This window comes from Novosphingobium album (ex Liu et al. 2023) (assembly GCF_029076845.1).
In the GTDB taxonomy this organism is placed as follows: domain Bacteria; phylum Pseudomonadota; class Alphaproteobacteria; order Sphingomonadales; family Sphingomonadaceae; genus Novosphingobium.
In genome coordinates this window covers 284,474-310,541 of record NZ_JARESE010000015.1, presented here as the reverse complement: position 1 = coordinate 310,541, position 26,068 = coordinate 284,474, and the positions used below count along the sequence as shown (strand labels likewise).

The following is a 26,068-nucleotide window of genomic DNA, read 5'->3' as shown; positions in this document are numbered from 1 at the left end:
TACTCCGTTCGTAAGGGGCCCGTATCAGGTAGCCCGGTCCCGGCGGCAGTTCGGGTCGCCGCCCCATCACCCTTGTCGGCTGCCGGTGGCAGGCCCGCCCGGGGTTCAGCCGAGCAGTTCCTGTTCCAGCTTCTTGGCCATTTCCTCGATATTTTCGGGCGGCCAGCCGGGGATATCCATGCCCAGGCGCAGCCCCATCGAGCTGAGGACTTCCTTGATCTCATTGAGCGACTTGCGGCCGAAGTTCGGCGTGCGCAGCATCTCTGCCTCGGTCTTCTGGACCAGATCGCCGATGTAGATGATGTTGTCGTTCTTGAGGCAGTTGGCCGAACGCACCGACAGCTCCAGTTCGTCCACCTTCTTGAGCAGGTAGCGGTTGAGCTGGTTGGTATCGCTCTCTTCAGGCGCGGCGGCGGCGATGCCGATCATCGGCGAGGTGCCGACCGGGGCGATATCCTCGAAGTGGACGAACAGCGCGAGCTGGTCCTGCAGGATGCGCGCCGCATAGGCGACCGCGTCTTCGGGCGTGACCGTGCCGTCGGTCTCGACCGTGAGGCTCAGCTTGTCGAAGTCCAGTTCCTGGCCGATACGCGCGTTCTCGACCTTGTAGGAGACCTGACGCACCGGCGAGTACAGCGAATCGACCGGGATCAGGCCGATCGGCGCATCGACCGGACGGTTCGACACGGCCGGGACATAGCCCTTGCCGGTGTCGGCGGTCAGTTCCATGTTCAGCGTGGCGCCTTCGTCGAGATGGCAGATCACGAGGTTCTTGTTCATCACCTCGATGTCGCCCGAGACGGCGATATCGCCCGCCTTGACCGCGGCCGGGCCGATCGCCGAAAGCTGCAAACGCTTCGGACCATCACCCTGCATCTTGAGCGCGATCTGCTTGACGTTGAGCACGATGTCGGTCACGTCCTCGCGCACGCCGGCCAGCGACGAGAACTCGTGCAGGACGTTGTCGATCTTGATCGAGGTGATCGCGGCGCCCTGAAGCGAGGACAGCAGCACGCGACGCAGCGCGTTGCCGAGCGTCAGGCCGAAACCCCGCTCAAGCGGTTCAGCGACGAAAGTCGCGCGGAGCTTGGGGTCGGCTCCCGGCTTGACCTCAAGGCTGTTCGGCTTCTTGAGTTCCTGCCAGTTCTTGATGTTGACGGTCATGGACTTCCCCTGGGATGTTCAGTGCGGTTACGGCCGCGGTGCCCGATGCGGGCCGCGGCCGATCCGAAAGCCGGACGGCGAGAGGGCCTCGCCGTCCGTACAGGCTCGATCAGACGCGGCGGCGCTTGGAAGGCCGGACGCCGTTGTGCGGGATCGGCGTAACGTCGCGAATCGAGGTGATGGTGAAGCCGACGGCCTGAAGCGCGCGCAGCGCGCTCTCGCGGCCCGAACCCGGGCCCTTGACCTCAACCTCAAGGGTGCGGACACCATGCTCGGCGGCCTTCTTGCCGGCATCGTCGGCGGCGACCTGGGCGGCATAGGGCGTCGACTTGCGGCTGCCCTTGAAGCCCATCATGCCGGCCGACGACCAAGAGATGGCGTTGCCCTGGGCATCGGTGATCGTCACCATGGTGTTGTTGAAGCTGGCATTCACATGCGCGATGCCGCTGGTGATGTTCTTGCGCTCCCGCCTTTTGATGCGCTGGGGTTCGCGTGCCATGTTCGTCTATCCTGTCGAAAAATCGCTGGGGGAAACCGTGAAGGGCCGCTCCGGCCCTGCGGCTTACTTCTTCTTGCCGGCGATCGGCTTCGCCTTGCCCTTGCGGGTGCGCGCGTTGGTGTGCGTGCGCTGGCCGCGAACCGGAAGGCCCTTGCGGTGGCGAAGGCCGCGATAGCAGGCCAGGTCCATCAGGCGCTTGATGTTCATCGCGGTCTGGCGGCGAAGATCGCCTTCCACCACGTGATCGGCGTCAATCGCCTCGCGGATCTGCAGCACTTCGGCGTCGGACAGATCCTGCACGCGGCGGCTGTGATCGATCCCGAGCTTGTCGGCGATCTCAACAGCCTTGGTCCGGCCGATTCCATGGATATACGTCAGCGCGATGATAACACGCTTGTTGGTGGGGATGTTTACCCCGGCAATACGAGCCACTTAATTCTCCTGCTCCACAGAGGCGCCTCAGCCACCCCTATCTCAACGCGATCAACACTCTTGTGACAGGCAACGGTGCGAAAAGGCAAAAGTCCGGGTAGCGCGCACAGTGGCTGACGCCTGCCGGACCGAGCCGTTTCTGTCGAGTGAAGGGCGCGCTTAGAATGATTCACAAGGGCTGTCAACGCCCCGCACGCCAATAAGTTTTGACCACACCGAAAAAGTCCGGTGAGGTTTCCAATGCCTGTGATCTCTACTTACCGCATCGCGGGGCCGCAGTCAAAACCCCAAAATGGCCGTAATCGCGAAAGACGCGCTCAGTGGCCGATGATCTCGCCGATCCTGTCGCCTTTCATCGGCTCGCGCGGAGCGGCGGTCGGCGCGGGGACCGGCTCTGACGGCCCGGCGCCCTGCTCGCGCGCCGGTTCGCTGGCGGGCTCGCTCACCGTCACCAGCTTGCCGCCCAGCTTCTGCGCCAGGCTCGTCACTTGCTCGGTCAGCATCTGGTCGACCAGCGGCGCAAGGTTCCTGGGTTCGGTGCGGAAATAGCCGCCTACCGTGTATTCCAGCAGGATGCGCGTACCCGCACCCGCAGGTTTCAGCATGACCGTCATCACCCCTGTCGCCGCGTCGGATTGCAGCGGCCCCAACCCGCCGACCATCCGCAGGGCCCGCCCGCGCTCGACGTAGACCACGCGCATATGCTCGACACCGCCACGGGGCGCGGCATTGGGCGAAACGGTGCTGGGCAGGATTTCGCAGAAACAGCCACCCGGCCGCAAGTCGATCGTCATGTTCCGGGAATCGCCCGAATACGTATGCGCCTTGCTCCACCACTTCGCGGGCGCGATCAGCGTTTCCCAGGTCTCGTCGGCGCTGGCGGGCACCTCGGCCACATAGCGCACCACGAACCCCCGCTCCGTCACCGCCTGCACGCCCGCCAACGCGGGCAGCGGCGCCAGCAACGCGGCGAGGGCCAAGGCCGGGCGAAACACCGGGCGGAACATGGGCACTTCCTCTTCGTTCGCCAGTGCCTTGCGGTCGCCCGCGAAGATCAGGCGGCCACGATCTTCTCGATCGCCTTGGTCACATCATCCATGTCGGCCATGCCATCGACCCGCGCGACGATGCCGCGCGCTTCGTAGATCGGCAGGATCGGCGCGGTCTTGGCGCGATATTCGGCAAGGCGCGTGCGCACGGTTTCGGCATTGTCATCCGGCCGCCGCTTGAACTCGGTGCCGCCGCACTTGTCGCACGTGCCCGGCAATTGCGGCTGCTCGAACTTGTCGTGGTAGCCCTTGCCGCAGGTGGCGCAAGTGAAGCGGCCGGTGATACGCTCGACCAGCGCGTCCTCGTCCACTTCCAGCTCGATCACATGATCGAGCGTGCGTCCCCGTTCGGCCAGCAGAGCGTCGAGCGATTCGGCTTGGGCGGCCGTGCGCGGATAACCGTCGAAGATGGCGCCGGCATCCGGCCCCATCGCGTCCAGTTCCTCACCGATGAGGCCCGAGACGATCTCGTCGGAAACCAGCTCGCCGCGATCCATGACCGCCTTTGCCTGCAGGCCGATCGGCGTACCCGCCTTGACCGCGGCGCGCAGCATATCCCCGGTGGAGAGCTGGCGCATCCCGTGCCGCTCGACCAGACGCTGCGCCTGGGTTCCCTTGCCCGCTCCCGGCGGTCCCAGCAGAATAATGTTCACGCAAAAACCCCCAATACGCTCAAGGCCGCGTCACCGCAGCCTGCCTTTCAGTTTCGCCTTCTTGATGAGATCGCCATACTGGTGCGCCAGCAGGTGTGACTGGATCTGGGTGATCGTGTCGACCGTGACGTTGACGACGATCAGCAGGCTGGTGCCCCCCAGGAACAGCAGCGGCAGCCCGGTCTGCGACAGGAAGTATTCCGGCACGGTGCAGACGATCGTGAGATAGGCCGCGCCGATCACGGTGATGCGCGTCAGCACATAATCGAGATAAGTCGCCGTGTTCTTGCCCGGACGAATCCCCGGAATGAAGCCGCCATTCTTCTTGAGGTTCTCCGCCGTCTCTTCCGGGTTGAAGACGACAGCCGTGTAGAAGAAGCAGAAGAAGATGATGCCAGCGGCGTAAAGCGCCATGTAGAGCGGCTTGCCGTGACCAAGGTACTGGTTGAGCGTCACCACGAACTGGCCCATCGCGGTATCGGTCGACAGCGACTTGCCGGCGAACTGCGTGATGGTGAGCGGCAGCAGCAGCAGCGAGCTGGCGAAGATCGGCGGGATGACGCCGGCGGTGTTGATCTTCAGCGGCAAGTGGCTGCGATCGGCCTGCATCATGCCGCGCTGCGTCGCCCGCTTGGGATACTGGATCAACAATCGCCGCTGCGCGCGTTCCATGAAACAGATGAACAGGATCATCGAGACGACCAGCACGATCAGCGCGACGATCAGCAGGCTGCCGGTATCGCCGGCGCTGTATTGCCGCCCCAGGTTGCCGGCGAACGTCGGCATCTGGGCGACAATGCCCGCCATGATGATGAGCGACACGCCATTGCCGATCCCGCGCGAGGTGATCTGCTCGCCCAGCCAGAGCAGGAACATCGTCCCGCCGACCAGGCTGACGACCGCGCCAACACGGAACATGTAACCGGGATTGACCACCGCCTGCAGGCCGCTTTGCGCCGCATAGGCCTCAAGCCCGGTGGCGACGAACCAGCCCTGGATCGCGCACAGCAGCACGGCGCCGTACCGGGTATACTGGTTCAGCTTCTTGCGCCCCGCCTCGCCTTCCTTCTTGAGCGCCATCAGCGCCGGATGGAGCGAGGCGGCAAGCTGCACCACGATCGAGGCGGTGATATAGGGCATTACGCCCAGCGCGATCAGGCTCATGCGTTCCAGGCTGCCGCCCGAAAAGGTGTTGAACAGATCGAGAATGCCGCCGCGAGTCTGGCTGTAGAGCGTTTCCAGCACCAGCGGGTTGATGCCGGGCAGCGGCACGAAGCTGAGAAAGCGGAAAACGATCAGCGCGCCGATCGTAAACCAGATTCGGTTCTTGAGCTCGGTCGCCTTGGAAAAGTTGGCCAGGCTCAGGCTGCTGGCAATGTTGTCGGCGCGTGAAGCCATCGCGAAAATTGAGCCTCGATTGAAAGGGTCGATCCGGCCTTAGCTTGCGCAAGGCGCCTTGTCGAACCCCGGTGCGGAAACAATCATATAGGTATTCCCGCCGGGCCGAAAACCCGTGAAGGCGGGGAAACGCGCACCAGCGCTCCCCGCCCTGTCGCGGGAGCGCGGACTCAGGCTTCGGCGGCTTCCTTGGCGACGAGCACCTCGACCGAGCCGCCGGCCTTGCCGACCGCCTCGATCGCGCCCTTCGACGCACCGGCCACCTGGAAGCTCACCTTCGCGGTGAGTTCGCCCTTGCCGAGCAGGCGCACGCCGTCGCGGCCGCCACGCGCCAGGCCCGCGGCCTTGAGCACGGCGTGGTCGATCACCGCCGAGGTATCGAGCTTGCCCGCGTCGATCGCCTTCTGCACCATGCCCAGGTTCACTTCGGCATAGTCCTTGGCGAACTTGGCGTTGGTGAAGCCGCGCTTCGGGATGCGCATGTGGAGCGGCATCTGGCCGCCCTCGAAGCCCTTGATGGCCACGCCCGAGCGCGCCTTCTGGCCCTTCTGGCCCCGCCCGCTGGTCTTGCCCTTGCCCGAGCCGATGCCCCGGCCGACGCGGATGCGGCGGTGGCGGGCACCATCATTGTCACGGATGTCGTTCAGTTTCATAGTCTGCACTCGCTTTCGCTTTAAGTCGCGCTGGATGGAAAGGCGGCCCCATAAGGGAAGCCGATGGCAATGTCACCCCCTCAATTGGGCGGAGGCGGCCGGCGCGCGCTCGCCTCACTTGCCCATCGTGCGCACGGCGACGGTGAACTCGCCCGGAACGGCTGTGCCGAAGGTGTTGCGCGCCGGCCGGAAGCGCAGGACATTCATCGCCAGCGTGCAGACTTCCCGATCGAACACGGGCAGCGGCGTGCCGGGCTCCAGCTTGCACGAAAGCGCCTTGCCCGCGTCATCGACGGCGATGGTCACGAGCTGGACGCTCGATTCCTGCCGCGCCAGTTCCTCTTCGTGGCGCTTGGCCAGTTCGATCAGCGCGAGCCGGAAGGTCATCTCTTCCTTCTCGAACATCTGCGGCTGCTCGGCCAGCTCGTCGAATTCCTCGGGCGCGACCATGCTGCGCATCCGCAGGATCTCGCTGCGCCACTGCATCGACCGGGCGATCTGGATCGGGGAACTGGCATCGAGCAGCGACTGGCATTTCGATCCGGCCGGGCTGGCCTTGGCCCGCAACAGCGCTTCGACCGCGTCCGACTCGCGATAGGCGATGGCCCAGGCAAGCGCGGTCAGCCCGAACATATCGGCGGCGTTGACGTCGTGACGGCCCGAACGCAGCATCCGGCCAAGGCTCGCGGTGTCGCCGCGCCGCGCCGCGTCGGCCAGCGTCGCCGGGATCGGCCGCGACGCGAGATCGGGGAAGCCATAAGCCTGCTCCGGCGCGAGACCGGCCGCCCCGGACGCCTTGCCCGCGTCCTCGCCGGGCCGGCACACGTCGCTGTAGGGATAGCGCGGATCGGCCAGCAGCGCCTGGTTATAGCGGCGCCCGAAACTGGCGACGCGGCTTTGGTGCGCGCGCTCGGCGCCGGAGCGGTCGTCCGCCGCATCCTCGCCCTCGACGCCGATCACGCGCGCCATCCATGGGTCGAGCCCGCCGGCGATGCGGCATTGCGCGCCGTAAAGCCGGGGATGGGCCGCATCCATCGTCATGGCGGCGGCCAGGCGGAAATCGCCTGCCACCACGGCCTTGCGCGCTTCGACGGCGGGATCGGGCCCGGCCGCGAGCAAGGCCTTGCGCAAGGCTTCGTCCGCCAGTCGCTGCCGCTTCAGGACGTCAGGCGTCAGCGCCGGTTCGTCACAGGCGGCAACCCCGGTCTGGCTTTCGTCCCAGATCCGCTCCTGCTCGGGCTCGCGCGGCGTGCAGGCCGCCGTTCCCAGCAGCATCGCGCACACGAGCCAAGCCGCATATGTCCTGCCAGCCAAGTCAGTTCCCCAGCAGCGCCGCCACCCGGCCGCGCACATTCCGCCGAACAAAAAAGCCCCGGCGCCTGGCACCGGGGCTTTTTGCATAACTCACGTCGAGCCGGTGAAGCCTCAGTCGAGCACTTCGACCATATGCGGCAGCCTGGCGATCGCGCCGCGCACTTCGGCGGTGTCTTCCACCTCCACAATGCGATGCATCTTGCCAAGGCCCAGGCCGACGAGAATCTTCTTCTGGCTTTCCGGCCGGCGGATCGGCGAGCCGATCTGCTTGATCTTGATCTTAGCCATCTGACTCACTCCACAATCGCATCGGCGGCGGCCTCTGCCTCCGCCTCGTTCGCGCCACCGCGACCGAGCAGATCGGCGACCTTCTTGCCGCGACGCTGCGCCACTGACTTCGGCGAAGTCTGGCTGGTCAGCGCGTCGAACGTGGCGCGGATCATGTTGTAGGGGTTCGACGTGCCGACCGACTTGGTCACGACATCGTGAACGCCCAGGCTTTCGAACACGGCGCGCATCGGACCGCCGGCGATGATGCCGGTGCCCGCGGGCGCGGTGCGGACGTTGACCTTGCCGGCGCCGAAGCGGCCCTTGCCGTCATGGTGCAGGGTGCGACCTTCCTTGAGCGGGACGCGGACCATCTTCTTCTTGGCCGAAGCAGTCGCCTTGGTGATCGCCTCGGGCACTTCGCGGGCCTTCGAGTGGCCGAAGCCGACCCGGCCCTTGCCATCGCCCACCACGACCAGCGCGGCGAAACCGAAGCGCTTGCCGCCCTTGACGGTCTTGGAGACGCGGTTGATGTGCACGAGCTTCTCGATCAGCTCTTCGCCGCCGTCGTCCTCGTTGCGGTTGCGACGATCGTCGCGCCGGCCACCGCGACCGCCACGGCCGCCACGGCCACCACGCTCGCGATCGCCGCCGCCACGGCCGCCACGGCCCTCACGGACCTCGGGCTCGGCGCCCTCGACCACGACTTCGACCTGGTTTTCGGTGTTTTCGTCAGCCATCATCAGAACTCCAGCCCGCCTTCGCGAGCGGCATCAGCCAGCGCCTTGACGCGGCCATGGAACAGGAAACCGCCGCGATCGAACACGACCGAGGTAATGCCCGCCTGCTTGGCGGCCTCGGCGAGTTCCTTGCCCACGCGGATGGCGGCATCGATATCGCTGCCCTTGCTACCCAGCGTGTTGGCGGCGACGATCGTGCGGCCCTGCGCGTCGTCGATCACCTGCGCGTAGATGTGCTTGCCGGTGCGATGCACCGAAAGCCGGGGACGGCCGCCCGAACGGGCGCGAAGCGCGGTGCGGACCCGCCGGCGCCGGCGGTCGAAAAGGGAAAGCTTGGCCATTACTTCTTCTTCCCTTCCTTGCGGAAGATGTACTCGCCGCGGTACTTGATGCCCTTGCCCTTGTAGGGTTCGGGCTTGCGCCAGCGGCGAATCTCGGCCGCAACCTGGCCGACCTTCTGCTTGTCGTTACCGGAAATCTCGATCGTCGTGTTGTCCGGCGTCTTGATCTCGATGCCTTCGGGCACGTCGATGTCGACATCGTGCGAATAGCCGAGCTGGAGCTTCAGCTTCCCGCCCTGGGCGTTCGCGCGATAGCCGACGCCGGTGATGTCGAGGATCTTCGAAAAGCCCTGCGTCACCCCTTCGACGAGGTTCGAGACGAGCGTACGCTGCATACCCCAATGGCTGCGCGACGCCTTGCTGTCGTTGGCCGGCTGCACCGAGATCGCGCCGTCATCGAGACTGTAGGTCACGAGGTCCGACAAGCCCATGGTGAGCGTGCCCTTGGGGCCCTTCACCGAAAGCACGCCATTGTCGATGGAGGCAGTGACCCCGCTCGGGATCGCTACCGGCCTTTTGCCGATACGGCTCATCAGAACACCTCCGCCAGCACTTCGCCGCCGACGTTCTGGGTGCGTGCCTCGGCATCCGAGAGCACGCCCTTGGGCGTCGAGACGATGGTGATGCCAAGGCCGTTGCGCACGATCGGCAGTTCCTTCGAACCCGAATAGACGCGGCGGCCCGGCTTGGAGACGCGAGCGACGTGCTTGATCGCCGGCTCGCCTTCGAAATACTTCAGTTCGATCCGCAACTGCGGGTGCTTGCCGGTGGCATCCTCGGTGTAGCCACGGATGTAGCCTTCACGCTGGAGCACCTCGAGCACGCGGGCGCGAAGCTTGGACGCGGGCGAAAGGACGGAATCCTTCTTCGCCTGCTGGCCGTTGCGGATACGGGTGAGCATGTCACCCAGGGGATCGGTCATCGCCATCTTGCGTGTCCCTTACCAGCTCGACTTGGTGACGCCGGGGATCATGCCCTTGTTGGCAAGATCGCGCAGCTCGATGCGGCACAGGCCGAACTTGCGGTAGTAACCGCGCGGACGGCCGGTCGTGGCGCAACGGTTGCGGACCCGGGTCGGGTTACCGTTGCGCGGGATCTCGGCCAGCTTGAGGCGGGCGATGAGGCGCTCGGTTTCCTCGAGCGATTCGTCATCGGCCACGGCCTTCAGGCGCGCGTACTTGCCGGCATACTTCTTCACGAGCTTCTTGCGACGCTCGTTCTTGTTGATGGAACTCAGTTTCGCCATGGACTTAAGCTCTCTTCTTCAGCGGCGGCTCACGCCGCCTCCTTCTGTTCCTGCACCTCGGCAGGGAACGGGAAACCGAACAGGCGCAGCAGTTCGCGCGCTTCGTCGTCGGTCTTCGCGGTGGTGGTGACGATGATGTCCATGCCACGCACCTTCTCGATCCTGTCGTAGCTGATCTCCGGGAAGATGATCTGCTCCTTCAGGCCCATCGCATAGTTGCCGCGGCCGTCGAACGACTTCGGGTTCAGGCCGCGGAAGTCACGGATGCGGGGCATCGCGATGGTGATCAGGCGATCGAGGAATTCGTACATGCGCTCGCGGCGCAGCGTCACCTTGCAGCCGATCGGCATGCCTTCGCGCAGCTTGAACTGCGCGATCGACTTGCGGGCCTTGGTGATCACCGGCTTCTGGCCCGCGATCAGTTCCATTTCCTCGGCGGCGGTCTGGACCTTCTTCTTGTCCTGGCTCGCTTCGCCAACGCCCATGTTGAGCGTGATCTTCTCGATCCGCGGCACTTCCATGACGTTCTTGTAGCCGAACTTCTCGGTCATCGCCTTGACGACGGTGTCGTCGTAGCGCTGCCGCATACGAGGGGTATACTTGTCAGCCATCGATGGTCTCCCCGGACTTCACGGCCACGCGGACCTTCTTGCCGTCCTTGGTTTCGAAGCGAACCCGAGTGGGCTTGCCGTCCTTGGGATCGGCCAGGCCCACCTTGCTGATCGCCATCGGCGCCGGCACGCGGTCAATGCCGCCGTTCGGATTCGTCTGCGTCGGCTTGCGGTGACGGGTCGCCACGTTCACGCCCTCGACCAGGACCTTGCCTTCCTTCGGCATGACCTGGAGGACAGTGCCGGTGCGGCCCTTGTCCTTGCCCGAACGGACGACGACACTGTCACCCTTCTTGATCTTCGCGGCAGCCATCACAGCACCTCCGGAGCGAGCGAGATGATCTTCATGAAGCCCTTGCCGCGCAGTTCGCGCACCACGGGGCCGAAGATACGAGTGCCGATCGGCTCCTCGTTCTTGTTGATCAGCACGGCGGCGTTCGTGTCGAAACGAATCACGCTGCCATCGGCACGGCGCACGTCCTTGCGGGTCCGCACGATCACCGCGCGGTGCACGTCGCCCTTCTTGACGCGAGCGCGGGGCTGCGCCTCCTTGACCGACACCACGATGATGTCGCCCACGCCGGCGGTACGACGCTTCGACCCGCCCAGCACCTTGATGCACTGGACGCGCTTGGCGCCGCTGTTGTCCGCGACGTCGAGGTTGGATTGCATCTGGATCATAGATCCGGTTCCTTCTTACCTGGCTTGCCGGAACCAGTCCGGCAGTTCCAAAAATTCCCTGACGCCAGCTCAGACGTCCGCTTCGACCGCCGCAACCTTGCCGGCCTGGAGGCGATCGAGCACCTTCCACGACTTGGTCTTGGAAATCGGCTTGGTCTCCTCGATGCGGACGCGCTCGCCAGTGCGGAAAGCATTGTCCTCGTCGTGGGCGTGATACTTCTTCGAACGGCGGATGATCTTCCCGTACAGCGGGTGCTTCACCTTGCGCTCGACCAGCACGGTCACGGTCTTGTCGGTCTTGTCGGAAACCACGGTCCCGATCAGGATACGCTTGGGCATCGTGTGTCTCCTTACTTCGACGTCACGGCCGCACGCTCGGTCTGGAGCGTCTTGATGCGGGCGATGTCGCGACGGACTTCCTTGATCCGGGCCGGGCGTTCAAGCTGGTTGGTCGCAGCCTGGAAGCGCAGGTTGAACTGCTCGCGCTTGAGATCGGCCAGATCAGCGGTGAGCTGGTCGTCCGTCTTGGCGCGCAGGTCTTCGGTCTTGCTGGCCATCATTCGCCTCCCAGATGCGAGGTGTCGCCGAGGCGGGCGACAACCTTGGTCTTGATCGGCAGCTTCATCGCCGCGCGGCTGAACGCCTCGGCCGCGAGCGGGCCGGCAACGCCATCCAGTTCGAACAGGATGCGGCCCGGCTTCACGCGGGCAGCCCAGTATTCGACCGCGCCCTTGCCCTTGCCCTGGCGGACTTCGGCGGGCTTCTTCGACACCGGCACGTCGGGGAACACGCGGATCCACAAGCGCCCCTGGCGCTTGATGTGACGCGTGATCGCACGGCGCGCGGCTTCGATCTGGCGGGCGGTGATCCGCTCCGGCTCGAGCGCCTTGAGACCGTACGACCCGAAATTCAGGTCGGTACCGCCCTTGGCGTCACCCTTGATCCGGCCCTTGAAGGCCTTGCGGAACTTGTGCTTCTTCGGTTGCAACATGGTGCTTACTCTATCCTAAGCCTCAGCGCGCCGGACGGACGCCGGAGGTCTGGGCCTCCATCATCAGCCGGTCCTGCGCCATCGGGTCGTGGCCCAGGATCTCGCCCTTGAAGATCCAGACCTTGATGCCGATGATCCCATAGGCGGTCAGCGCCTCGGCTTCGGCATAATCGATGTTCGCACGCAGCGTGTGCAGCGGCACGCGACCTTCGCGATACCACTCGACACGCGCGATCTCGGCACCGCCAAGACGGCCGCCGCACGTGATCTTGATGCCTTCGGCACCCAGACGCAGCGCCGACTGCACCGCGCGCTTCATCGCCCGGCGGAACGCCACGCGGCGAACGAGCTGGTCGGCGACGCCCTGCGCGACGAGCTTGGCGTCGATCTCCGGCTTGCGGATCTCGACGATGTTCAGCTTCACTTCGCTGCCGGTCATCTTCGAAAGCTGCTTGCGCAGCTTCTCGATGTCAGCGCCCTTCTTGCCGATGATGACGCCCGGACGGGCGGCATAGATCGACACGCGGCACAGCTTGGCCGGCCGCTCGATCACCACTTTCGAGATCGCCGCCTGCGGCAAGGTCTCGATGATGAACTTGCGGATCTTGAGGTCTTCCTCAAGCAGCTTGCGGTAATCGCGGCCTTCCGCGAACCAGCGGCTGTCCCAGGTGCGGTTGATCTGGAGACGCAGACCGATCGGATTGCTCTTCTGACCCATGGCTCAGGCCTCCTCGACTTCGCGGACCACGATGCGCAGCCGGCTGAACGGCTTCAGGATGCGGGTCGACTTGCCGCGACCGCGCGCGTGCCAGCGCTTCATGGTGATGGACTTGCCCACGCTGGCCTCGGCGACGACGAGCGCGTCGACGTCGAGGTTGTGGTTGTTTTCCGCGTTGGCGATCGCCGACGCGAGAACCTTGCGCGCGTCCTGCGCCATCGCCCGCTTCGAGAAGGCGAGGATGTTCATCGCTTCCTCCGCCTTCTTGCCGCGGATCAGGCCGGCGACCAGGTTGAGCTTCTGCGCCGAACCACGAATCGTGGTGCCGACCGCCAGCGCTTCCTTGTCACCGACGCGACGGGGTGCTGCCTGCTTGCTCATTAGCGCTTGCCCTTCTTGTCGGCGGCGTGACCGGGGAAGGTGCGCGTGGGCGCGAACTCGCCGAGCTTGTGACCGACCATGTCCTCGTTGACCGAGACCGGGATGAACTTGTGGCCGTTGTAGACGCTGAACGTCAGGCCGACGAACTGCGGCAGGATCGTCGAACGACGCGACCAGGTCTTGACCGGACCGGCGCGGCTGCCCGCATCCTGCGCGGCTTCCGCCTTCTTCAGCAGGTACAGGTCGACGAAGGGGCCTTTCCAGACGGAACGTGCCATCGTGTCTTACCTCTTCTTCTTCGCGTGGCGCGAACGGATGATCATCTTGTCCGTCTGCTTGTTGTGACGAGTGCGGGCGCCCTTGGTCGGCTTGCCCCACGGAGTGACCGGATGACGGCCGCCCGAGGTGCGGCCTTCACCACCGCCGTGCGGGTGGTCGACCGGGTTCTTGGCGACGCCGCGAGTCAGCGGGCGACGGCCCATCCAGCGCTTGCGGCCGGCCTTCGCGAGATTCTGGTTCGCGTTGTCCGGGTTCGATACGGCGCCGACGGTGCCCATGCAATCGCCGCGCAGGTAGCGCTGCTCGCCCGAATTCAGGCGAACGATGACCATGCCCCGGTCGCGGCCGACGACTTGCACGTAAGTGCCGGCCGAGCGGGCGATCTGGCCGCCCTTGCCCGGCTTCATCTCGACGTTGTGGCAGATCGTGCCGACCGGCATCTGCGACAGCAGCATCGCGTTGCCCGGCTTCACGTCGGTCTTCTCGCCCGCGACGACGGTGTCGCCCACGGCGAGCCGCTGCGGCGCGAGGATGTAGGCGACTTCGCCGTCCGCGTACTTGATCAGCGCGATGAACGCGGTGCGGTTCGGGTCATACTCAAGCCGCTCGACAATGGCCGGCGAATCCCACTTGCGACGCTTGAAGTCGATGAAGCGGTACTTCTGCTTGTGGCCGCCGGCGATGCCGCGCGAGGTGACATGGCCCTTGTTGTTGCGGCCGCCCGTCTTGTGCTTGCCTTCGGTCAGCGCCTTGACCGGCTTGCCCTTCCACAGCGACGTCTTGTCGACCAGGATCAGGCCACGCCGGGAGGGGCTGGTCGGATTGTAATGCTTCAGTGCCATCGGATCAGCCCCGTACGCCTTCGGTGATGTCGATCGACTGGCCCTCGGCCAGCGTGACAATCGCCTTCTTCACGTCGCTGCGACGGTATTCCCTACCGCGCCAGCGCTTGGTCTTGCCCTTGGTGACCAGCGTGTTGACGCCAGTGACCTTGACGTCGAACAGCGCCTCGACCGCAGCCTTGATTTCCGGCTTGGTCGCGCTGTCCGCCACCTTGAAGACAACCGCGTTATGCTCGGAGAGCAGCGTGGCCTTCTCGGTGATGTGGGGCGAGAGGATCACGTCGTAGTGACGGATATCCACTTCCTTGGTCTTAGCCATTAGTCAGCCCCTCCCGGGAGGGCGAAACGCGCCTCCAGTTTCTCGACCGCGGCGCGCGTCAGCACCAGCGTATCATGCTTGAGGATGTCGTAGACGTTGGCGCCCACGGCCGGCAGCACGTTCACGCCGGCAAGGTTGCCCGCGGCGCGCGCGAAACCTTCGTTCACCTGCTCGCCATCGATCACCAGGATCTTGCGGCCAAAGCCGGCCTGGGCCAACTGGCCGGCCAGCGCCTTGGTCTTGGCGTCGGCGACGTCAAGGCTGTCGACGACCACCAGGCCGCTCTGGGCCTTGGCCGAAAGCGCCATCCTGAGGCCGAGCGCGCGAACCTTCTTGTTGAGCGAGACGTTGAACTCACGGCGACGCGCGCCGTGGGCCTTGCCGCCGCCGATGAACACGGGGGCCGCGCGGTCGCCGTGGCGAGCCGTACCGCCGCCCTTCTGGCGACCGAACTTCTTGCCGGTGCGGGCGACATCCGAACGCTCGCGCGTGGCGCGGGCAATGCCGCGACGGTTTTCGAGCTGCCAGGTTACGACACGGTGCAGGATATCCGCGCGCGGCTCGATGCCGAACACGTCATCCGACAGCTCGATGTCGCCCTTGGCGGCCGAACCATCCAGATTGAGGACCTTGACCTTCACGACTTAGCCCTCCTGGCCTTCGGTCGCCTCGACCGCCGCGGTATCTTCCGCGGGCGTTTCGGCGGCGCCATTCGATTCCGGCGCTTCGTTGCTGTTGGCGGCCTGCTTCAGGCCGGCGGGGTAAGGCGCTTCGGCGTGACGGTTGACCTTCACGGCGTCCGACACGGTGAGCCACGAGTTCTTCGCGCCCGGGACCGAGCCCTTGACGAAGATCAGGCCGCGCTCGTCATCGACGCGAACCACTTCGAGGTTCTGCTGCGTGCGCTGGCGATCACCCATGTGGCCGGCCATCTTCTTGTTCTTGAAGACCTTGCCCGGATCCTGGCGGTTGCCGGTCGAACCGTGCGAGCGGTGCGAGAGCGAGACGCCGTGCGTCGCGCGCAGACCGCCGAAGCCCCAGCGCTTCATGGCGCCGGCAAAGCCCTTGCCCTGCGTGTGGCCGGCGACGTCGACCAGCTGGCCGGGAACGAAGTGCGAAGCGGCGATCGTCGCGCCGACATCGAGCAGCGCGTCGTCGGCGACGCGGAACTCGGCAACGCGCATCTTCAGCGGCACTTCCGCCTTGGCGAAATGCTCACGCTGCGGCTTGGCGACATTCTTCTGCTTGGCCTCGCCCGCGCCGAGCTGGACCGCGACGTAACCGTCACGATCAGCGGTGCGAACCGAAACCACCTGGCAATCTTCCAGCGCCAGGACGGTAACGGGCACGTGCCGGCCGTCCTCCTGGAAAAGGCGGGTCATCCCCACCTTTTTGGCGATCACGCCAGTGCGCATGATCAAAACTCCTCAACAGAGGCCCCCGGACCCATTCCGGGGGCTTGCCAGCCCGAGTTGTGATGCATCGCCCCGTCCGGGCTGAGTGCTTCCCGAAGGAAGCGAGACGGGGGACGCAGCCCGGAGAACATCTCCGGCGGTATCCCTTATGTCCGCGCGAGCCTGGGCTCGCGAAACCGGGTGCCGAATTGCTTCGGGCCGGAAAGGATGGTTGACCCCGAAGGATCGAAACTCTGGTCGAGCCCGGCCTCAGGCCAGCTTGATCTCGACGTTCACGCCGGCCGCCAGATCGAGCTTCATCAGCGCGTCGACAGTGGTGGCGTTGGGCTGCACGATATCCAGCAGCCGCTTGTAGGTGCGCACCTCGAACTGCTCACGCGACTTCTTGTCGATGTGCGGCCCGCGGTTCACGGTGAACTTCTCGATCTGGGTCGGCAGCGGAATGGGGCCCCGAATGAGCGCGCCGGTCCGGCGGGCGGTGTCCGCGATCTCGCCAGTGGCCTGATCGAGCACGCGGTGGTCAAACGCCTTCAGGCGAATGCGAATATTCTGAGCTTCCATGTCCAACTACCGATGAGAAAGAGCGTTCATAAAAAAAGCTGATCGCCCCGCCTCTTTCCCGCTTTCGTGAAAGAGCGGTGCGATCGCTTCGAAAACCTGCCCGCCGGAGCGTGCCCGAATCTCGGGCCGCCCCTGCGGAGCGCGGCCTATATTACTTCGTGATCTTGCTGACAACCCCCGAACCGACGGTACGACCACCTTCGCGGATAGCGAAGCGGAGACCATCGTCCATGGCGATCGGCGCGATCAGCTTGACCGAGATCGTGACGTTGTCACCCGGCATGACCATCTCGGTGCCCTCGGGAAGGATCACTTCGCCGGTCACGTCGGTCGTGCGGAAGTAGAACTGCGGACGATAGTTCGCGAAGAACGGCGTGTGACGGCCACCTTCGTCCTTCGACAGCACGTAGACTTCCGCGTCGAACTCGGTGTGCGGCGTGACGGTGCCGGGCTTGGCCAGAACCTGGCCACGCTCGACGTCCTCACGCGCGACGCCGCGAACCAGCGCGCCGATGTTGTCGCCCGCTTCGCCCTGGTCGAGCAGCTTGCGGAACATTTCGACGCCGGTGACGACGGTCTTGCGGGTGTCCTTGAGGCCGACGATCTCGACTTCCTCGCCAACCTTGACAATGCCGGTCTCGACACGGCCGGTCACGACGGTGCCGCGGCCCGAGATCGAGAACACGTCTTCGACCGGCATCAGGAACGGCTTGTCGGTCGGGCGCGGCGGCTGCGGGATGAAGTCGTCCACGGCCTTCATCAGTTCGAGGATCGAGTTCTTGCCGATCTCGTCGTCACGGCCTTCCAGCGCGGCAAGGGCCGAACCCTTGACGATCGGAATGTTGTCGCCATCGAAGTCGTACGAGCTGAGCAGCTCGCGCACTTCGAGCTCGACGAGCTCGAGCAGCTCCTCGTCGTCGACCTGATCGACCTTGTTCATGTACACGACCAGCGCGGGCACGCCGACCTGACGAGCGAGCAGGATGTGCTCGCGGGTCTGCGGCATCGGGCCGTCGGCGGCGTTCACGACCAGGATCGCGCCGTCCATCTGCGCGGCGCCGGTGATCATGTTCTTCACATAGTCGGCGTGGCCCGGGCAATCGACGTGCGCATAGTGGCGAGCGGCGGTTTCGTATTCGACGTGCGCGGTCGAAATCGTGATGCCGCGCTCACGCTCTTCGGGGGCCTTGTCGATGTTCGCAAAGTCCACCGCGGTGCCGCCGAACGTTTCGGCCATGACCTTGGTGATCGCAGCGGTCAGCGTGGTCTTGCCGTGGTCGACGTGACCAATGGTGCCGATGTTGCAGTGCGGCTTATTCCGCTCGAATTTTGCCTTCGCCATCTTACAAACCTTCTTTTCGTTTGAAATTGAATCTGCGGGAATTCAGGCGGCACCCGCTGAATCAGGCGCCGCCCCTAGACTGATTGCGCCGATCAGGCAAGCTTCTCCTTGACCTCGGCCGCGACATTCGCCGGAACCTCGTCATAGTGGGAGAAGAACATTGAGTAGTTGGCCCGGCCCTGGGTGAACGAACGCAGCTGGTTAACATAACCGAACATGTTCGCCAGCGGGACCATCGCCTCGACCACCTGCGCGTTGCCGCGGCTGTCGGTGCCCTGGATCTGGCCGCGACGGCTGTTCATGTCGCCGATGACGTCACCCATGAATTCCTCGGGGGTGACGACTTCGACCTTCATGATCGGCTCGAGCAGCTTGATCCCGGCCTTCTGCGCGACTTCGCGCATACAGCCGCGACCGGCGATCTCGAACGCCAGCGCCGAGGAGTCGACGTCGTGGTAAGCGCCGTCATAGAGCAGGATCTCGAAGTCGATGATCGGGAAGCCGACCAGCGAGCCGGTGGCCGCCGTTTCGCGCATACCCTTTTCAATGGCCGGAATATATTCCTTGGGAATATTGCCGCCCTTGATCTCATCCTTGAAGATGATGCCCGAACCGCGCTCGCCCGGCGTGACCTTCACCTTGACGCGGCCGAACTGGCCGGTGCCGCCCGACTGCTTCTTGTGCGTGTAATCGACGTCGACCGGCTTCGCGAGGTACTCGCGATAGGCCACCTGCGGCGCGCCCACGTTGGCCTCCACCTTGAACTCGCGGCGCATACGATCGACGATGATGTCGAGGTGAAGCTCGCCCATGCCCTTGATGATGGTCTGGCCCGATTCATGGTCGGTCGAAACGCGGAACGAGGGATCCTCGGCCGAAAGACGATTGAGCGCGACGCCCATCTTCTCCTGGTCGGCCTTGGTCTTGGGCTCCACCGACAGTTCGATGACCGGCTCGGGGAATTCCATGCGTTCGAGCACGATCGGCGCGCGTTCGGCGCAGAGCGTGTCGCCCGTGGTGGTTTCCTTCATGCCAGCCAGCGCGACGATATCGCCGGCGAACGCCTCTTCGATGTCCTTGCGGTCATTGGCGTGCATCTCGAGGATACGGCCAACCTTCTCCTTCTTGCCCTTCACCGAGTTCAGGTAGGTGCCCTTGCTCAAGGTGCCGGAATAGATGCGGATGAAGGTGAGCGAACCGACGAAGGGATCGTTCATGACCTTGAACGCCAGCGCGCTGAACGGCGCGCCGTCTTCGGGCGGACGGCTGTCGGCCTCGTCGCTGTCGACCTTCACGCCCTGCACGTCCTCGATGTCGAGCGGCGAAGGCAGGTAGTCGACAACCGCGTCGAGCAGGGGCTGCACGCCCTTGTTCTTGAACGCCGAGCCGCACACCACCGGAACGAAGGCGTGACCGAGCGTACCCTTGCGGAGCAGCCGCTTGAGCGTGGCGACATCGGGCTGCTGGCCTTCGAGATAGGCCTCCATCACCTCGTCGTCCTGCTCGACGGCAAGCTCGATCAGCTTCTCGCGGTATTCGGCCGCTTCATCGACCATGTCGGCCGGGATCTCTTCGTAGAAGAACTCGGCGCCGAGCGATTCGTCCTTCCAGATGATCGCGCGGTTCTCGACCAGATCGACCAGGCCCTTGAGGTCCGCCTCGATGCCGATCGGCAGATAAAGCACGGCCGGGGTCGCGCCGAGGCGGTCGATGATCGACTGGACGCAGTATTTGAAGTTGGCGCCGGTGCGGTCCAACTTATTGATGAAGCACATCCGGGGCACGCCGTACTTGTCGGCCTGGCGCCATACGGTTTCGGACTGCGGCTCCACGCCCGCGACGCCGTCGAAGCAGGCGACCGCGCCGTCGAGCACGCGCAGCGAGCGTTCCACCTCGATGGTGAAATCGACGTGTCCGGGCGTATCGATGATGTTGATCCGGTAGTCGCCCCAGAAGCAGGTGGTCGCGGCCGAGGTGATGGTGATCCCCCGTTCCTGTTCCTGCTCCATCCAGTCCATGGTGGCGGCGCCATCGTGGACTTCACCGATCTTGTAGGACTTGCCGGTGTAGTAGAGGATGCGCTCGGTCGTGGTGGTCTTGCCGGCGTCGATATGCGCCATGATACCGATGTTGCGGTACTTTTCGAGCGGATGGCTGCGTGCCATGGGGTCTTTCCTTGGGGTGAATGGAGCGGGAGGCCTGGCCTTAAGATAGGCCCCCGCCCCATTGATTGAAAGTATGTCGCCCGGATGACAGCCAGCCGTCACCCCGGCGGCAAATTACCAGCGATAGTGCGAGAAGGCGCGGTTCGCGTCGGCCATGCGGTGCGTGTCCTCGCGCTTCTTCACCGCGTTGCCCCGGTTGTTGGCCGCATCGAGCAGTTCGCCCGAAAGGCGCGCCGACATGGTCGTTTCCGGGCGGTTGCGCGCGGCGGTGATCAGCCAGCGGATGGCCAGCGCCTGCGCGCGTTCGGGACGCACCTCGACCGGCACCTGATAGGTGGCGCCACCGACGCGGCGGCTGCGCACCTCGATCTGCGGCTTCACGTTGTTCAGCGCATCGTGGAACAGCTGCACCGGATCGGCCTTGGCCTTGGTCTCCATGGTGTCGAGCGCGCCATAGACGATGCTTTCGGCGGCGGACTTCTTGCCGTCATACATGAGGTTGTTCATGAACTTCGACAGCACCTGATCACCGAACTTCGGATCCGGCAGGATTTCCCGCTTCTCGGGACGACGACGACGTGACATTTCATTCTACTCCTTCGGAGTGCGGCGAGCCCATCCGGCCTCGCCTTGGCGGCTCCGGCCCTCTCCCCCACCCCGGCCACCCATGAGCATACCTGCGGTAGCCGGGTGGAGGAGAGGGCCCGAGCCGCTCACCGCCGTGAGGCGGACAAACTTACTTCGGGCGCTTGGCGCCGTACTTCGAGCGGCTCTGCTTGCGGTCCTTGACGCCCTGGGTGTCGAGCACGCCGCGCAGCACGTGATAGCGCACGCCGGGAAGGTCGCGCACACGGCCGCCGCGGATTAGCACCACCGAGTGCTCCTGCAGGTTGTGGCCCTCGCCCGGGATATAGGTGATGACCTCGCGCTGGTTGGTGAGGCGCACCTTGGCGACCTTGCGCAGCGCCGAGTTCGGCTTCTTCGGGGTCGTGGTGTAGACGCGGGTGCAGACACCGCGCTTCTGCGGGTTCTGCTCCATCGCAGGGACCTTGCTCTTGGCCTTCTGCGGTTCGCGGCCCTTGCGGACCAGCTGGTTGATCGTCGGCATCTGGACTCTTCTTTCTATGGAGTGCGATGGATCCGGTCCGCGCGCCCCTCGCCAGCCCTTTCGCAAGCAAGGAACGGAACGGACCCGTCGCACCCCGGGTCAACAAGCCCGGCGAGCACAGGGTGCAAGCGATGTCGGGATCACGCGGGAAAACCGGCCGCCCGCCCCCTGCCCGGCCATTCCCGCCGGAGCGGCAGGGCCATGAAGCAAGGTGCGCGGGAATCGCCGTCCCCATCGTGAGCCGAAAACACTCCACCCGACGAACCCGCCGGATTACTTTGCCGCCGGACGCCGGAGGAAACCCTCCGAAAACCGGGGCTTTGAGGCCCCGCACGCACAAACGGCAATGTTCAGCTCTATAACGCCCTTCAGGAGCCAGCCGGTGGGAAGACCCGCGAAGGAAGCGCGCCCTTAGGCGGATTCGGGGGTCGGGTCAAGGGCGGGTGCGACCTGCCATAGCAGTGCCCCCTGAGCCCCCCTTCTGGTGACTCGCGCGGGTTTCAACTCGCTGGGCTTTCTTAACCGCACTGATGATCGGGGGCAATTTCGGCCTGGGCGCGGATCAATTCGAAGATGGTAACGACCCGCATCGCTGGAAAGCGGCCGAGCTGCCAGATACGGGCGACGTGCTCGACCGGATCAACGCCAAGCTGGACCGGATGCGCGCCGGCGCCATCGCGCGCCGAGAAATGGGGGAGCGGGATTCCCGCAGGCGGGCTTCCGGGAGACGCGGACTGGGGCCCTCCCCTGGCCGGAGCGGATCGCGGTCAGGAAACGTCGTAAATGTCGGCGTCCAGGCCGTGGACCGCGCTGACGCGCCACTTCAGGTTGTGCGCGGCGAGCTGCTGGTTGAGGAAATCGGGCGGGGCCAGTTCCTTGCCCTGCGCCATGGCGGGGGCGGCATCCTTGTGCTGGGCGACATAGATGCGCGTATCGGCCAGCAGTTCCGCCCGCCGCTCGCTGCCGAGCGAGCCGGCGGCGAAATCCTCCGCATCGTCATGCAGCGCCACGTCATGGTCTGGCGAAAGCGGCGGCGTGGTGTGGAACAGGAAGTGGAAGGCGAGGCCGAGAATGCCGATCCACGCGATCAGCACCGCCCCGACACCGAGTTTGAACTTGCTCATGCGCGCGCCATTAGCAGCATCGCACCGCCGGTGCAAAGCGGATATGGCGCACCGATCATAGGTATTTTCCCCTGGGCAGGGGTTCATCCTGTTCTGAAATGGACCGTATTCGCAAAATTGTCGCTCGCAGGGGCGCTTGGCCCTTTCTGTCGGGGCCGAGCTTGTATAGACCTCCAGCAAGGTTCAGGATTTGCCTCTGCCCCGTCGGCCGGCTGGCTGGCGGGTTGTGCTCGGGAAACTGGTGGGTCGCGTGAGATGCCGCAGATAAAATGGCCGCATCGGCAAGGAACGCACGCAGCCACGCTGCGATGCGGTGCGGGACGATGCCCGGGGATCTGACCGCCATCCAGTCGCTCGGCTCGCTGACCGACAAGCAGCGCGAGGTGCTCGACCTGCTGATCGAGCACAAGACCTCCAAGGAGATCTCGCGCGAGCTGGGCATATCGCCCCACACCGTGGACCAGCGGCTCGATACCGTGCGCGCCAAGCTGGGCGCGCGCAACCGTTCCGAAATCGCCCAGATCTATCGCCGCCTGCGCCTGGCCGAAACCGGCGCGCAGGCGGGCGAACCGGCCGGAGAAGCCATATCCGAACGATTGACACATGAAAAAACCCATATGGCGCCACCGGCGTTCTTCGCGAATGGAAGCGATCGGAACGACGAGGACCTGCCCCCGCAGGACCAGGGCGAACCGGACCGGGCCGATCCCGGAACCGACGCCGAGACCGTGCGGGACTACCGCGTCGTTCCCGAGCTGTTCGATGGCGAATACGGAACCCAGGCCCGGCTGCTGGCGATCGTGCTGATCGCCGCCGCCTTCCTGGTGACGGCGCTGACGGGCTTCAGCATCGTGAAATCGGTGTCTGATGCCTTGCAGGGCTAGCCAAGGCGGCTCGCGTCCTGAGAAATCCAATGTGGGGTACGAAAAAATGACGATGAACGTCTCTGTCGCGTCGGCCAGGATCGCTCGTGAAATTCACGAGGCCGAAGCAGCCCTTGAGGAAGCGCTGATCAAGCAGTCGCTCCTGTTCAGTTCGATGGTTACCGCGCGCCGCGATCTCGCGACGGGCAAGCTCACCGGCCAGGAGGCCCTGCTGCGCCTGACCAAATCGCAGCAGGCGCTGCTCGCCGCCGGTTCGGAACTGGGCCGGGTGCACAACCGGATGCGTGACGTGCACCACGAGATCACTGGCGACCTCGCGTCCGACTGCCCGCCCCAGCTCAAGCCGGTCGGCCATCACGACGAGAGCCTGGCCGCCTGAGGTGACGGGCGCCTCCCGGCTAGCCCCCGACAGGATATCGCGTAAATCCGGTGCGTCTGGCAGCAACCATAACGATGATGGTCATCCTCGTCCTCTTCGCCATGCGGAGAGGATCGGGGCCGGAGCGCTGCGTCGCCGCGATCCTGTCGGCGAGCCTGCTGTTTTCGCTGATCCGCGTGATGCTGCGCGGGCCGGACGATTTCACCGGGCTCGACCCGATCCTGGTGACGATCGACTTCGCAGTGTTCGCCGGCGTGCTGTGGGTGGCGCTGCGCGCCAACCGGGTATGGCCGCTGGTGATCGCCGCCATGCAGCTTATCGTCCTGCTGGCGCATGGCTATACGCTGCTGAAGATCGGCGCGAACCAGGTCTACTGGGCGATGATGGCCTTCCCGCAGTATATCCAGATGGTCGCCCTGGGGATCGGTATCTTCTGCCACCTGCTGCGCCGCGCGCGGGTGGGGCGATATCGCGACTGGCGGGTGGATTGATCCCGCTCGCCCGCCGCGCGCAGGCGCGCGAAGCGCTTGCCCAAACCGGATGCGTCCCCGGATGCAACCCTTCACCCGATATCGCCGTTTCGCGAAAGACCCTTGCCGCGATGCGCCTGATGAACGGAGCATGTCATGCCCAGTGAACGCCTGAGGCAACTGGCCGAGCAGCTTCTGCAATTCGCGGAAACGCTGCCGCTGGAGGAAGTCAGCGTCACCCCGCTGGCCAAGCGCCTGGAACAACGGCTGCGAACCGCCGACGGCATCAGCCAGGAAGACCTGGCCGAATGCATCAAGGTGGCCGAGCAGCTCTATGCCCTGCGCCGCTTCCGCGATCGGCTCTTCGGCCCGGCGCACCGCTTCGGCGAAGCGGCGTGGGATATCCTCCTGGACCTGTTCATCATGGAGAGCCGGGGCAAGGCGATCCATGTCACCAGCGCCTGCATCGCTTCGGCGGTGCCGCAAAGCACCGCGCTGCGCTGCATCCGCGAGCTGGAGCGCGACGGCCTGATCGTGCGTGACCTTGACGCGAATGACGCGCGCAAATCGTTGCTGCGGCTGACCGACGATGGGATGCGGCGGATGATCCTGGCCTTGCGCGGCCGCTTCGCCGCGCAAGGCCAGGATGAGCCCGCGCGCGACAACCCCGCCAATGGCTATGGCCAGGGCGGCGATGCCATGCCGCCCCGGATCAAGGTCGTGCGATAGGGCCGTTCTTGACGCCGATGCCGCGCCATGGGCGCGGCCCGCAAGGCTATGGCGCCAGGCCGCCTCCACCACCGCCGCGCGGCGGTCCCCTTCCCCGTTCCGGGGATGATCCGGGGTCAGGACAGCAGGTCTGCCTCGATCGCGGCGCGCATCGCCTGGTAGCTGGAATTGGTGTCCAGCTTGCGCAGCAGGTTGGCGCGGTGGATCTCGATCGTGCGGTGGCTGATGCCCAGGCGATCGGCGATGGCCTTGTTGGTCAGCCCTTCGGCAACGCCCGAAAGCACTTCGGCCTCGCGCCGGGTCAGGCCGCTGAGGCGCGCCCGGGCGGCGGCGGCGCGGTTCTTGCGCCGGGTGAGCGCGGCCAGTTCCTGCGCGGTGGACGAGAGGAACGCGTCCACCAGATCGCGCGAGACCGGCGCCGGGATATAGGCCACCAGCCCATCGAACATGACGCGGGCGCTGCGCAGCGGGTCCACCACATCGGAAAAGCCGATGATCGGCAGCCAGGCGCCGCGCGCGCGCAGCCCTTCCAGCACGCTGGCGATGCAATCGTCGTTATCGGCGACCAGCAACACGCTGTCGAACGGCCAGTCGGCGAAGAATTCGGCCGGACTTTCATAGGGTTCGACGTGAAAGCGGCCTTGCGCGAAAGACATCGTCGTTTCCGCGCGGCGGCGCGTGTCGGGATCGATCAGCGAGAGGGTTCGGAATCGTTCCATGGCTAATGGGTAAAGCGCGACTACCTAGGTTATAACCCCTAGTCTGGTCCAAATAGACGCATAAATCGAGCCGATTTGACGCGATCTTGCGTCACTCCGTCGTGCGCCAGCCACGGCTGGTCGTGTGATTTAAATCACAGGCCGCGCATTTCCTTGGGTGCGATCCGGCCGCCATGCTATTTCTCCTGCATTAATTCCCGAGGGGGTGGAGGGAAGCACATGGGATGGATTCCGCAGGCAGGAAGCATGGCGCTCGCCGCGCTCGCGCTGGGCACGGCCCCGGCCGCGCCGGCCGAGACGCCGGCCCAGCTCGACGCGCTGTCGCGCGCGGGCGAAAGCGAGACCGCGGGCCTGGCGCTGGCGCGGCGGCAGGCCGATGCCGGCGATCTGCTCGATGCCCTGGCGACGCTGGAACGCGTCATCCTCAACCAGCCCGAACACTCGTATGCGGCGCGGCTCTATCACGCCGCGCTGCTGTGCCGGGTGGACGACCGGCGCGGCGCGCTGATCGAGCTGGACGGGCTGCGCGGCCATGACATCGATCCGGGCCTGCGCGACGAAGTGCAGGATGCCTGTTCGGGACCGGGGAATTGA

General features: G+C 65.1%; 39 protein-coding genes. 5 read left to right on the top strand and 34 right to left on the bottom strand.

Annotation, left to right across the window (positions count from 1 at the left end; all coding sequences use genetic code 11):
* Positions 1–105: 105 nt before the first annotated feature.
* From PYV00_RS06580 to PYV00_RS06420, 33 genes are all read right to left on the bottom strand, one after another.
* Complete coding sequence (locus PYV00_RS06580; RefSeq protein ID WP_275227482.1) at positions 106–1,164, bottom strand: DNA-directed RNA polymerase subunit alpha; 1,059 nt, start codon at positions 1,162–1,164, stop codon at positions 106–108.
* Positions 1,165–1,273: 109 nt separating this feature from the next.
* Positions 1,274–1,663 carry a 30S ribosomal protein S11 gene (gene rpsK, locus PYV00_RS06575; protein WP_007011846.1) on the bottom strand — a complete coding sequence of 130 codons (390 nt, stop codon included), beginning with the start codon at positions 1,661–1,663 and terminating at the stop codon, positions 1,274–1,276.
* A gap of 63 nt (positions 1,664–1,726) precedes the next feature.
* Complete coding sequence (gene rpsM / locus PYV00_RS06570) at positions 1,727–2,095, bottom strand: 30S ribosomal protein S13 (RefSeq protein ID WP_275227481.1); 369 nt, start codon at positions 2,093–2,095, stop codon at positions 1,727–1,729.
* Between the two features lie 317 nt (positions 2,096–2,412).
* Positions 2,413–3,102: an SRPBCC family protein gene (locus tag PYV00_RS06565; protein WP_275227480.1), complete on the bottom strand. Its 690-nt coding sequence runs from the start codon at positions 3,100–3,102 to the stop codon at positions 2,413–2,415.
* A 47-nt stretch (positions 3,103–3,149) separates the two neighbouring features.
* Complete coding sequence (locus PYV00_RS06560) at positions 3,150–3,797, bottom strand: adenylate kinase (RefSeq protein WP_275227479.1); 648 nt, start codon at positions 3,795–3,797, stop codon at positions 3,150–3,152.
* Positions 3,798–3,827: 30 nt separating this feature from the next.
* Positions 3,828–5,195, bottom strand: coding sequence for a preprotein translocase subunit SecY (gene secY, locus PYV00_RS06555; protein WP_275227478.1), 1,368 nt, complete (start codon positions 5,193–5,195; stop codon positions 3,828–3,830).
* A 170-nt stretch (positions 5,196–5,365) separates the two neighbouring features.
* On the bottom strand, positions 5,366–5,848 hold the full coding sequence (rplO, locus tag PYV00_RS06550; protein ID WP_275227477.1) for a 50S ribosomal protein L15: 483 nt from the start codon (positions 5,846–5,848) through the stop codon (positions 5,366–5,368).
* 114 nt (positions 5,849–5,962) lie between these two features.
* Entirely contained in the window at positions 5,963–7,123 is a 1,161-nt protein-coding gene (locus tag PYV00_RS06545) for an ankyrin repeat domain-containing protein (protein ID WP_275227476.1), read from the bottom strand.
* A 150-nt stretch (positions 7,124–7,273) separates the two neighbouring features.
* Positions 7,274–7,450, bottom strand: a complete 177-nt coding sequence (rpmD, locus tag PYV00_RS06540; RefSeq protein ID WP_275227475.1) for a 50S ribosomal protein L30 — start codon at positions 7,448–7,450, stop codon at positions 7,274–7,276.
* A 5-nt stretch (positions 7,451–7,455) separates the two neighbouring features.
* Positions 7,456–8,169, bottom strand: coding sequence for a 30S ribosomal protein S5 (gene rpsE / locus PYV00_RS06535; RefSeq protein WP_275227474.1), 714 nt, complete (start codon positions 8,167–8,169; stop codon positions 7,456–7,458).
* A 2-nt stretch (positions 8,170–8,171) separates the two neighbouring features.
* The gene (gene rplR, locus PYV00_RS06530) at positions 8,172–8,510 is read right to left on the bottom strand and encodes a 50S ribosomal protein L18 (protein WP_275227473.1); all 339 of its coding nucleotides are present in this window, start codon (positions 8,508–8,510) and stop codon (positions 8,172–8,174) included.
* The gene (rplF, locus tag PYV00_RS06525) at positions 8,510–9,043 is read right to left on the bottom strand and encodes a 50S ribosomal protein L6 (RefSeq protein ID WP_275227472.1); all 534 of its coding nucleotides are present in this window, start codon (positions 9,041–9,043) and stop codon (positions 8,510–8,512) included. The genes rplR and rplF overlap by 1 nt, the downstream gene beginning before the upstream one ends.
* Positions 9,043–9,438 (bottom strand): 30S ribosomal protein S8, encoded by a 396-nt coding sequence (gene rpsH / locus PYV00_RS06520; protein WP_275227471.1) that lies wholly within the window; start codon positions 9,436–9,438, stop codon positions 9,043–9,045. The genes rplF and rpsH overlap by 1 nt, the downstream gene beginning before the upstream one ends.
* Before the next feature lie 12 nt (positions 9,439–9,450).
* Positions 9,451–9,756 carry a 30S ribosomal protein S14 gene (gene rpsN / locus PYV00_RS06515; RefSeq protein ID WP_275227470.1) on the bottom strand — a complete coding sequence of 102 codons (306 nt, stop codon included), beginning with the start codon at positions 9,754–9,756 and terminating at the stop codon, positions 9,451–9,453.
* A gap of 29 nt (positions 9,757–9,785) precedes the next feature.
* Positions 9,786–10,367: a 50S ribosomal protein L5 gene (gene rplE / locus PYV00_RS06510; protein WP_275227469.1), complete on the bottom strand. Its 582-nt coding sequence runs from the start codon at positions 10,365–10,367 to the stop codon at positions 9,786–9,788.
* Positions 10,360–10,680 carry a 50S ribosomal protein L24 gene (gene rplX, locus PYV00_RS06505; protein WP_275227468.1) on the bottom strand — a complete coding sequence of 107 codons (321 nt, stop codon included), beginning with the start codon at positions 10,678–10,680 and terminating at the stop codon, positions 10,360–10,362. Before rplX ends, rplE begins: the two co-directional genes overlap by 8 nt.
* Complete coding sequence (rplN, locus tag PYV00_RS06500; protein ID WP_275227467.1) at positions 10,680–11,048, bottom strand: 50S ribosomal protein L14; 369 nt, start codon at positions 11,046–11,048, stop codon at positions 10,680–10,682. Before rplN ends, rplX begins: the two co-directional genes overlap by 1 nt.
* A gap of 69 nt (positions 11,049–11,117) precedes the next feature.
* Positions 11,118–11,387: a 30S ribosomal protein S17 gene (rpsQ, locus tag PYV00_RS06495; RefSeq protein WP_275227466.1), complete on the bottom strand. Its 270-nt coding sequence runs from the start codon at positions 11,385–11,387 to the stop codon at positions 11,118–11,120.
* Between the two features lie 11 nt (positions 11,388–11,398).
* Positions 11,399–11,605 carry a 50S ribosomal protein L29 gene (gene rpmC / locus PYV00_RS06490; protein ID WP_275227465.1) on the bottom strand — a complete coding sequence of 69 codons (207 nt, stop codon included), beginning with the start codon at positions 11,603–11,605 and terminating at the stop codon, positions 11,399–11,401.
* On the bottom strand, positions 11,605–12,039 hold the full coding sequence (rplP, locus tag PYV00_RS06485; protein ID WP_275227464.1) for a 50S ribosomal protein L16: 435 nt from the start codon (positions 12,037–12,039) through the stop codon (positions 11,605–11,607). Before rplP ends, rpmC begins: the two co-directional genes overlap by 1 nt.
* 22 nt (positions 12,040–12,061) lie before the next feature.
* Positions 12,062–12,757, bottom strand: a complete 696-nt coding sequence (gene rpsC, locus PYV00_RS06480; protein WP_275227463.1) for a 30S ribosomal protein S3 — start codon at positions 12,755–12,757, stop codon at positions 12,062–12,064.
* A 3-nt stretch (positions 12,758–12,760) separates the two neighbouring features.
* Positions 12,761–13,138 carry a 50S ribosomal protein L22 gene (rplV, locus tag PYV00_RS06475; protein ID WP_275227462.1) on the bottom strand — a complete coding sequence of 126 codons (378 nt, stop codon included), beginning with the start codon at positions 13,136–13,138 and terminating at the stop codon, positions 12,761–12,763.
* Positions 13,138–13,416 carry a 30S ribosomal protein S19 gene (rpsS, locus tag PYV00_RS06470; RefSeq protein WP_275227461.1) on the bottom strand — a complete coding sequence of 93 codons (279 nt, stop codon included), beginning with the start codon at positions 13,414–13,416 and terminating at the stop codon, positions 13,138–13,140. The genes rplV and rpsS overlap by 1 nt, the downstream gene beginning before the upstream one ends.
* A gap of 6 nt (positions 13,417–13,422) precedes the next feature.
* The gene (rplB, locus tag PYV00_RS06465; RefSeq protein ID WP_275227460.1) at positions 13,423–14,259 is read right to left on the bottom strand and encodes a 50S ribosomal protein L2; all 837 of its coding nucleotides are present in this window, start codon (positions 14,257–14,259) and stop codon (positions 13,423–13,425) included.
* A 4-nt stretch (positions 14,260–14,263) separates the two neighbouring features.
* A complete protein-coding gene (locus PYV00_RS06460) occupies positions 14,264–14,578 on the bottom strand; it encodes a 50S ribosomal protein L23 (RefSeq protein WP_275227459.1) in 315 nt (104 codons plus the stop codon).
* A complete protein-coding gene (gene rplD, locus PYV00_RS06455; protein ID WP_275227458.1) occupies positions 14,578–15,219 on the bottom strand; it encodes a 50S ribosomal protein L4 in 642 nt (213 codons plus the stop codon). Before rplD ends, PYV00_RS06460 begins: the two co-directional genes overlap by 1 nt.
* Before the next feature lie 3 nt (positions 15,220–15,222).
* On the bottom strand, positions 15,223–15,993 hold the full coding sequence (gene rplC, locus PYV00_RS06450; protein WP_275227457.1) for a 50S ribosomal protein L3: 771 nt from the start codon (positions 15,991–15,993) through the stop codon (positions 15,223–15,225).
* A gap of 249 nt (positions 15,994–16,242) precedes the next feature.
* Positions 16,243–16,554, bottom strand: a complete 312-nt coding sequence (gene rpsJ, locus PYV00_RS06445) for a 30S ribosomal protein S10 (protein WP_275227456.1) — start codon at positions 16,552–16,554, stop codon at positions 16,243–16,245.
* Positions 16,555–16,705: 151 nt separating this feature from the next.
* Positions 16,706–17,896: an elongation factor Tu gene (gene tuf / locus PYV00_RS06440; protein WP_275227455.1), complete on the bottom strand. Its 1,191-nt coding sequence runs from the start codon at positions 17,894–17,896 to the stop codon at positions 16,706–16,708.
* Positions 17,897–17,988: 92 nt separating this feature from the next.
* Positions 17,989–20,061 (bottom strand): elongation factor G, encoded by a 2,073-nt coding sequence (gene fusA / locus PYV00_RS06435; RefSeq protein WP_275227454.1) that lies wholly within the window; start codon positions 20,059–20,061, stop codon positions 17,989–17,991.
* Between the two features lie 114 nt (positions 20,062–20,175).
* A complete protein-coding gene (gene rpsG, locus PYV00_RS06430; RefSeq protein ID WP_275227452.1) occupies positions 20,176–20,646 on the bottom strand; it encodes a 30S ribosomal protein S7 in 471 nt (156 codons plus the stop codon).
* Positions 20,647–20,797: 151 nt separating this feature from the next.
* The gene (gene rpsL, locus PYV00_RS06425) at positions 20,798–21,169 is read right to left on the bottom strand and encodes a 30S ribosomal protein S12 (RefSeq protein ID WP_156841643.1); all 372 of its coding nucleotides are present in this window, start codon (positions 21,167–21,169) and stop codon (positions 20,798–20,800) included.
* Positions 21,170–21,936: 767 nt separating this feature from the next.
* Positions 21,937–22,293 (bottom strand): hypothetical protein, encoded by a 357-nt coding sequence (locus PYV00_RS06420; RefSeq protein WP_275227451.1) that lies wholly within the window; start codon positions 22,291–22,293, stop codon positions 21,937–21,939.
* Between the two features lie 323 nt (positions 22,294–22,616).
* On the opposite strand from PYV00_RS06420, the gene PYV00_RS06415 reads away from it, so the two are divergent.
* The 4 genes from PYV00_RS06415 (at position 22,617) to PYV00_RS06400 (ending at position 24,755) form a co-directional block, all read left to right on the top strand.
* Positions 22,617–23,177 carry a response regulator transcription factor gene (locus PYV00_RS06415; protein ID WP_275227450.1) on the top strand — a complete coding sequence of 187 codons (561 nt, stop codon included), beginning with the start codon at positions 22,617–22,619 and terminating at the stop codon, positions 23,175–23,177.
* Between the two features lie 46 nt (positions 23,178–23,223).
* Complete coding sequence (locus tag PYV00_RS06410; protein ID WP_275227449.1) at positions 23,224–23,556, top strand: hypothetical protein; 333 nt, start codon at positions 23,224–23,226, stop codon at positions 23,554–23,556.
* 74 nt (positions 23,557–23,630) lie between these two features.
* Positions 23,631–24,047 carry a hypothetical protein gene (locus tag PYV00_RS06405; protein WP_275227447.1) on the top strand — a complete coding sequence of 139 codons (417 nt, stop codon included), beginning with the start codon at positions 23,631–23,633 and terminating at the stop codon, positions 24,045–24,047.
* A 135-nt stretch (positions 24,048–24,182) separates the two neighbouring features.
* Positions 24,183–24,755, top strand: coding sequence for a winged helix DNA-binding protein (locus PYV00_RS06400; protein ID WP_275227446.1), 573 nt, complete (start codon positions 24,183–24,185; stop codon positions 24,753–24,755).
* Positions 24,756–24,871: 116 nt separating this feature from the next.
* Here the strand turns inward: PYV00_RS06400 and PYV00_RS06395 are convergent, their stop codons facing one another.
* The gene (locus tag PYV00_RS06395; RefSeq protein WP_275227445.1) at positions 24,872–25,474 is read right to left on the bottom strand and encodes a response regulator transcription factor; all 603 of its coding nucleotides are present in this window, start codon (positions 25,472–25,474) and stop codon (positions 24,872–24,874) included.
* A gap of 219 nt (positions 25,475–25,693) precedes the next feature.
* Here PYV00_RS06395 and PYV00_RS06390 point away from each other — a divergent pair, with 219 nt between their 5' ends.
* A complete protein-coding gene (locus tag PYV00_RS06390; protein ID WP_275227444.1) occupies positions 25,694–26,068 on the top strand; it encodes a hypothetical protein in 375 nt (124 codons plus the stop codon).